Below are 6,841 nucleotides of genomic sequence, written 5' to 3'. Positions count from 1 at the left end.
GCCCAGCGTTTGCTGCGAACAGGCTTCAGATGACGCAGGAAGGCCCGATGGTCGGCCAGGTGCGCCGCCGATCCGAAGAAGGCGAGCCGACCGGCGTCGTGGAGCGCGACCAGCCGGGTCAGGAACAGGCGGCGGAACAGCTTGCCCAGTACTCTGACTGGGAGAAGGAAGGCCGGCCGCGACGATACCCAGCGTGACCCGTCCGGCGCGATGCCGCCGCCCGGCACGATCATGTGGACATGGGGATGGTGGGTCATTGCCGAGCCCCACGTGTGGAGCACGGCGGTGATGCCTATGCGCGCGCCGAGGTGCTTGGGATCCGCCGCGATCGTCAGCATCGTCTCCGATGCCGCCTTGAATAGCAGGTCATAGACCAGCGCCTTGTTGTGGAAGGCGATGACGGCGACCTCGGCCGGCAGCGTGAACACGACGTGGAAGTATCCCACCGGCAGCAGGTCGGCTTCACGCTCGGCGAGCCATGTACGCGCGGCCGCGCCCTGGCACCTGGGACAGTGCCGGTTTGCGGCAGCTGTTATAGGCGATCCGCCATTGGCCGCAGTCCTCACAGGCTTCGACATGGCCACCCAATGCAGCGGTGCGGCAGTGTTCGATCGCCGACATGACTTTGAGCTGCTGCAGGCTCAAATGCCGGGCGTAGGCGACCCGGTATCCGGGGCCGGCAGCACGGAAGATATTGGCGACCTCCAGGTCAGCGCGCACCCGTTCAGCCGGGAGGCGGCTTGCCTTCCATCAGCGCCATCAGCCGGTCGAGCGGCCCTGCGACCGCGTGGATCGTCCGGGTCGAAACCTTGGTGTAGAGCGCGGTGGTCTCAAGCTTGCTGTGCCCGAGCAGCACCTGGATGACGCGGATGTCGACATCCTGCTCAAGTAGGTGGGTGGCGAAGCTGTGACGCAGCGTGTGCGGGCTGACGCGCTTGCGGATGCCGGCGACTTCGGCTGCTTCCTGGACCGCGCGATGCAGTTGCCGCGACGAGATCGGCGCGATGCAACTACGCCCCGGGAACAGCCACCCATGTGGAAGCATCACCCCGCGCCGCTTGCCTTCGCGCCACCACAGCCGCGGCAGTTCCAAGAGTTGCGGCGAGAGCATTGCGTTGCGGTCCCTGCGTCCCTTGCCCTGCTCGACGCGGATCAGCATGCGTGTCGAGTCGATGTCGTAGACCTTGAGGTGCGCGACCTCGGACACGCGCAGGCCCGCGCCATAGGCGACACCGAGCGCGGCCTTGTACTTGATGCCTGGCGCCGCCTCGAGCAGCCGCGCCGCTTCCTCGACGCTCAGCACATCGGGCAGCTTGCGCGGATATCGCGTGACCACCAGCGCGCGTGCCAGATCGCGCCGCTTCAGCGTCACCGTGAACAGGAACCGCAGCGCCGAAACCGCGCCGTTGATCGTCGCAGGGCCCACGCCGTTCGCGTGCTGATACAGCTGGAAGCGCCGGATGTCCTCGGGCGCCGCGGTGCCGGGCGCGCGGCCAAGGAACGCGGCGAAGCGCCGGACATGACGAACGTAGTCCTGCTGCGTATGCGGTCCCAGGCCCCGCATCAGCATGTCCTGCTGCATGCGCTGGCGAAGCGGGGTGATCGGAGCATCGGTCGACAAGGTAGCCATGGCAAGTTCCTCTCGTTGAAGGGAACTCCATGGTCGGATCGTGGTCTCTACTCGCTCAAGGCCTATGAATACCGCGCCATCTCAGAATCAGGCGCCCCTCCCGCGAAGCGGGTTCGTGCATGCGGCGCAAAGCGGCCATCCACCCGCTTCCCTCCGCCCTTTTTCGGGCGTCAAAAACGGAGCTTATGTTGCTGTGTAACAAACTGAGTAACAGGGAACGAAAAAACACAAATATTTTCGATGCGATGGCTCGGGAGTCGAAAGACGCTCTCTAGGTCGAACACTCCAGCATTTGCCGGAGGAGCACGAGACTCAAATGTCTGCGTGCCGACGGACCCTAACCCACTGACCGGAAATTTCCGACGTTCCCAAAATCAGATGCTTGAGAACCAGGCCGAGGTTCCGCTAGGGAATGCTCCCCTTTAATGAGGTCCGCCTGCTGGTCAAAGACGACGATGTGGTCGTAATTGAGAGCTATATCGGAATTGGGGCAGACACGCGATCATTCGCTCCCAAGGAGTCTTCCCGGTCATACACATGGTCAAATGGCAGAAGCCTATTCAACCCGAAAGCTGCCAAAGCATACCAGAAGACCGGTCCCTCCCCATTTTGCCGCACATTCAGGCGCGACAAGTCGTGCGAACTGTCCGCCGGTCACAATTGCGAGAAATCGTCCCCTTATCGGACACGACCATTTATGAGATGGAACAGCGTGGCGAGTTCCCACGACGCTTCAATCTGACCCCCCGCTGTGTTGTTTGGGATCTGGCGGAGGTCGAAGCCTGGGTTCAGGCAAGGCGAAACGCATCGTCTGCCGGCGCGATCGAAATTGCCCCAGGTCCAGATGTGCGGTCGCGGAAGACGAGACCTGTCAAATCGGATCGAGGATGATCGCCGCCCCGGCAGCCGGCTGGAGTACGGGCGTGTGCTTCTTGCCCGCCGCCCATGCCTCAACCATGTCCGCCCATTCCTGCAGCATATGACGACGCTGCGGCTCATATTCAGCCTTGTTATAAACACCGCGAGAGGTACGGCTGTCTTCGTGGGCAAGGCATTTTTCGATCCAGTCGCGATTGAATCCGATCTCGTTTAGGAGTGTCGAGCCGGTCCGCCGTAGGTCGTGCACTGTAAAGGGCGCAAGCGGCAATTCTTGTTTTTTTGCGCGTTCGACAATGGCCATGGTGACCCGATTGAAGGTGGCGCGCGACATGGGTTCGTCGGCGTCATAGCGAGATGGCAGCACGTATCGCGAGTTCGCTGCGCAAGTCTTGAGCGCAATCAGGATATCGAGGGATTGGCGGGACAGGTAAACGTTATGCGGCTTTTTCCGTTTCATTCGCTCTTTGGGAATGCTCCAAACAGCATTCTCAAAATCGACCTCGTCCCACGTCGCGTCCAGCAGCTCACCCTTCCGAACCATCGTGAGCAGGATCAGCTTTAGCCCGAGCCGTATCGTCGGCAACGTTGGAACACTTTCCAACTCGTTCAGCATGATTCGGATTTCTGCGGGGGACAATGCTCGGTCTTTTGCCTCGAACGTGGCAATCGAGGCCGGTCCTACCTCGTCCGCTGGATTGGGAATCTTCTCGCCGTGCAGAATGGCATGACCATAGATCTGCTTAACAATATCCCGGACATGAATGGCTGTTGCCGGCGCGCCGCGGTCGCGCACCTTTGCGCAGAGCGCCCGCAAGTCGTCAGCTGTTATTTCTGTGAGGAGCCTTTTGTCCCAAATCGGCAAGATGTCTCGATCGAAGATGGCTTTGCGCATTGAGCGCGTGCTATCCGCCATCTTGGCCTCCTTAAACCACCCCCCGCCGGCATCGCCTAAGGTGGCCATTGCAGACAGGCGCCGCTTTTCACGCTGCTTTTCATGCGCCGGCGATTGTCCGGCTGCCACCATTTTTCGAGCTGCAATGCAGCGGTCGCGCGCCTCTGCTAGCGAGAGGCCACCCTCACCATAGCGGCCTAGCGTGACTGTCTCTCGCCGACCATTCATTCGGTAGTCGTATCGGAACGAGATCTGCCCTGCGGGGGACACCGTGGCGTACATACCGTCACGATCAGCGACCTTGTATATTTTGTCTTTTGGTTTCAGCTTCTTAAGTGCAATGTCAGTGAGCATGGCGAGGACAATCTAAGTGCGTGGCCACATATCCAGCGCCAGATTTTACCGTCATCGAATTTACCGTCAAGGCCCGACCGTATCATCGAAAATTCAACGGCTTACCTAGAGATTAGCTAACGTACTAGGAAGCAAGTTCGTGACGGCACTATCTTCAAGGGGGGATGATGAGGGAAGGGATGCCGTCACGTCTACCGCCAAATGATTCCGCTTGTGGGCGATAGTCAGCGATAGGAAAAGAGAGGAAAACAGTTAAAGTTCAACGAGTTAAATGTATGCCGCCGATAGCCACCAAATGCTGGCGAACGACCGAGCTTTATTCCCACTCGATTGTACCCGGCGGCTTGCTCGTCACGTCGTAGACGACGCGGTTGATGCCGCGCACTTCGTTGATGATGCGGGTGGCGGCGGCACCGAGGAACGCCATGTCGTAGTGGTAGAAATCCGCCGTCATGCCGTCGACCGAGGTGACTGCGCGTAGCGCGCAGACGAATTCATAGGTGCGGCCATCGCCCATCACACCAACGGTCTGCACCGGCAGCAGCACGGCGAAGGCCTGCCAGATGGCGTCGTAGAGGCCGGCCTTGCGGATCTCGTCGAGATAGATGGCGTCGGCCTCGCGCAGGATCTCCAGCTTTTCGCGGCTGATGCCGCCCGGGCAGCGGATGGCAAGACCAGGGCCGGGAAACGGATGCCGGCCGATGAAGCTGTCGGGCAGGCCGAGTTCCTTGCCGAGCGCCCTCACCTCGTCCTTGAACAGTTCGCGCAGCGGCTCGACCAGTTGCATGTTCATGCGCTCGGGCAGGCCGCCGACATTGTGGTGCGACTTGATCGTCACCGACGGGCCGCCGGTGAAGGAAACGCTTTCGATGACGTCGGGATAGAGCGTGCCCTGCGCCAGGAAATCGGCGCCGCCGAGTTTCTCGGCCTCTTCCTCGAACACCTCGATGAACAGCCGGCCGATGGTCTTGCGCTTCTTCTCCGGGTCCGACTCGCCCTCGAGCGCGCCGATAAAACGGTCCGAAGCGTCGACCAGGATGAGCGGCAGATTGTAGTGCTGGCGAAACATCTCCACCACGCCTGATGCCTCGTCCTTGCGCATCAGCCCGTGGTCGACAAGGATGCAGGTGAGCTGGTCGCCGACCGCCTCATGGATCAGCAGCGCGGCGACCGAGGAATCGACGCCGCCCGAAAGCGCGCAGATGACCTTGCCCTTGCCGACCTGCTTGCGGATCGTCTCGACCGCGTGCTCGCGATAGGCGCGCATCGTCCAGTCGCCCTCGATGCCGGCGATCTTGTGGACAAAGTTTTGCAGCAGCCGGGCGCCGTCCGGCGTGTGCACCACTTCGGGGTGGAACATGATGCCGTACATCTTGCGCTCGACATTGCCGAAAATGGCGAAGGGCGAGCCTTCCGATTTTCCGAACACCTCAAATCCCTTGGGCAAGGAGATGACGCGATCGCCATGGCTCATCCACACCTGGTGGCGCTGGCCGGGCGCCCACAGGCCCTCAAACAGCGGGCTGTCCTTCTGGATCTCGACGAAGGCACGGCCGAATTCGCGATGGTCTGAGCTTTCGGCGACGCCGCCCATCTGCACGCACATGGCCATCTGGCCATAGCAGATGCCGAGCACCGGCACGCCGGCGTCGAAGACGATCTGCGGCGCGCGCGGGCTGCCGATGTCGCCGGTCGAGGCCGGGCCGCCTGACAGGATCACCGCCTTCGGACTGATGCGCTTGAACGCCGCTTCGGCCGACTGGAACGGCACGATCTCGGAAAAGACGCCGGCCTCGCGGATGCGCCTGGCGATGAGCTGCGTGAACTGGCTGCCGAAATCGACAATCAGGACGGTGTCGGGATGATTGGCTATCTTCATGGCGAGCGTTTAGAGAAAGAAACGAGTCGGCGCAATGGGTTGCGAGGTGCCTCCCTCAATCCGATTGCGCGTCTTCATGCGACGGTCCAAATTGCAGCGCGCCGGACCCGATCGCCTGTTCCAGCCGCGTGACCGCTTCCGCCAGCTTCTCGTCGATGACGTGGAGATACTCCTTCCAGTCGCCGACATGCCGGAGATCGGCAGCCCCGTCGGAAATGCCGCGCAGGCCGACGAGCGGCACGCCGAACAATTGGCAGGCTCGCAGGCAGGCGAAGGTCTCCATGTCGACCATATCCTCGGCAATCGCATCATAAGCGCTGCCGGAAATGATGGCTGCGCCGGTCGACAGCGTCGCCTCCCTAATGCCTGGAATTCTGAACGGCAGCGGCACCGTCACCGGCAGGTCGAGAAACGGCGTCGCGCCCTTCTCGAAACCCAATGGCGAGGCGTCGATGTCGCGGTAGGCGACCGAAACGGCCTGGTAGATTTTCGTCTGTTCCAGTGTCCGGCTGCCCGCCGAACCGAGCGACACGACGAGGTCCGGCAGCGCCTTTTCAGACTTCAGCCATGACAGTTCCGCGCCCAGCCTGACGCCCGCCTCGACCGGTCCAACGCCGGTCATGACAGGCGTGAACAGCCGCTGCAGATGCGGACCGTATTCGGCCTGCGCCGCCATCGCGAAGAGCACGTCCCTACCCGCAATTCTGACGGCCTTGCGCATCGGATCAGCCTTCAATGCCATCGCGACCGACCACGGTCATCATCGTTCCGGTCATGGTGGCGATCAGCTTGGCCTCGCCGTCGACGGCGAAGGCATAGGCCTGGCCGTCTGCGACGATGATGGTGCGGCCGGGCTTCGTCACCGAGCCGCGGAACAGGAAGCGTTCGCCCCGGCCCGGCGCCAGCAGATTGACCTTGAACTCAATAGTGAGCACGCCCGAATTCTCGGGCATCAGCGAGAAAGCCGCATAGCCGCAGGCCGAGTCGAGCGCCGTCGAAATGACCCCGGCATGAAGGAAGCCATGCTGCTGGGTCAGCGCCGTCGAATAGGGCATCTCGATCTCGATGATGCCGGGCGTCACCAGCGTCAGCTCGGCGCCGATGGTCGTCATGGCGTTCTGGCGCGCGAAGGACGTCCTGACGCGATCCTCATAGTCGGGGGCGGGTACGATCTTTGCTGCCATGGGCTTGTCACGCTCCTGTCAGA

6 protein-coding genes and 1 pseudogene are annotated in these 6,841 nt (G+C 61.8%); 1 reads left to right on the top strand and 6 read right to left on the bottom strand.

Annotated elements, in window-relative coordinates; translation table 11 throughout:
- Positions 1–708: pseudogene (locus tag EOA85_RS23280) on the bottom strand (transposase zinc-binding domain-containing protein); the annotation flags it as partial.
- Positions 709–724: 16 nt separating this feature from the next.
- Complete coding sequence (locus tag EOA85_RS23275) at positions 725–1,630, bottom strand: site-specific integrase (protein WP_127211328.1); 906 nt, start codon at positions 1,628–1,630, stop codon at positions 725–727.
- Positions 1,631–2,167: 537 nt separating this feature from the next.
- Here EOA85_RS23275 and EOA85_RS23270 point away from each other — a divergent pair.
- Positions 2,168–2,521 carry an AlpA family phage regulatory protein gene (locus EOA85_RS23270; RefSeq protein ID WP_245485968.1) on the top strand — a complete coding sequence of 118 codons (354 nt, stop codon included), beginning with the start codon at positions 2,168–2,170 and terminating at the stop codon, positions 2,519–2,521.
- On the opposite strand, the gene EOA85_RS23265 is transcribed toward EOA85_RS23270, so the two are convergent.
- The 4 genes from EOA85_RS23265 to EOA85_RS23250 form a co-directional block, all read right to left on the bottom strand.
- Positions 2,502–3,755: a site-specific integrase gene (locus tag EOA85_RS23265; RefSeq protein WP_127211327.1), complete on the bottom strand. Its 1,254-nt coding sequence runs from the start codon at positions 3,753–3,755 to the stop codon at positions 2,502–2,504. The genes EOA85_RS23270 and EOA85_RS23265 overlap by 20 nt on opposite strands.
- Positions 3,756–4,071: 316 nt before the next feature.
- Positions 4,072–5,634 carry a glutamine-hydrolyzing GMP synthase gene (gene guaA, locus EOA85_RS23260; protein WP_127211326.1) on the bottom strand — a complete coding sequence of 521 codons (1,563 nt, stop codon included), beginning with the start codon at positions 5,632–5,634 and terminating at the stop codon, positions 4,072–4,074.
- A gap of 55 nt (positions 5,635–5,689) precedes the next feature.
- Positions 5,690–6,355 (bottom strand): 5'-methylthioadenosine/S-adenosylhomocysteine nucleosidase, encoded by a 666-nt coding sequence (locus tag EOA85_RS23255; RefSeq protein WP_127211325.1) that lies wholly within the window; start codon positions 6,353–6,355, stop codon positions 5,690–5,692.
- A 4-nt stretch (positions 6,356–6,359) separates the two neighbouring features.
- The gene (locus EOA85_RS23250; protein ID WP_029348345.1) at positions 6,360–6,818 is read right to left on the bottom strand and encodes a PaaI family thioesterase; all 459 of its coding nucleotides are present in this window, start codon (positions 6,816–6,818) and stop codon (positions 6,360–6,362) included.
- Positions 6,819–6,841 lie beyond the last annotated feature (23 nt).

It is taken from the genome of Mesorhizobium sp. M5C.F.Ca.IN.020.29.1.1 (assembly GCF_003997375.1).
GTDB lineage: Bacteria > Pseudomonadota > Alphaproteobacteria > Rhizobiales > Rhizobiaceae > Mesorhizobium > Mesorhizobium wenxiniae.
The sequence above is the reverse complement of the archived record's forward strand: the minus strand, read 5'-3'. Positions and strand labels throughout refer to the sequence as shown.

Bases quoted from the DNA above. Each gene is read 5' to 3' on its own strand.
- EOA85_RS23275 (WP_127211328.1), bottom strand. From the start codon at position 1,630: ATGGCTACCTTGTCGACCGATGCTCCGATCACCCCGCTTCGCCAGCGC.
- EOA85_RS23270 (WP_245485968.1), top strand. From the start codon at position 2,168: ATGGTCAAATGGCAGAAGCCTATTCAACCCGAAAGCTGCCAAAGCATA.
- EOA85_RS23265 (WP_127211327.1), bottom strand. From the start codon at position 3,755: ATGCTCACTGACATTGCACTTAAGAAGCTGAAACCAAAAGACAAAATA.
- guaA (WP_127211326.1), bottom strand. From the start codon at position 5,634: ATGAAGATAGCCAATCATCCCGACACCGTCCTGATTGTCGATTTCGGC.
- EOA85_RS23255 (WP_127211325.1), bottom strand. From the start codon at position 6,355: ATGCGCAAGGCCGTCAGAATTGCGGGTAGGGACGTGCTCTTCGCGATG.
- EOA85_RS23250 (WP_029348345.1), bottom strand. From the start codon at position 6,818: ATGGCAGCAAAGATCGTACCCGCCCCCGACTATGAGGATCGCGTCAGG.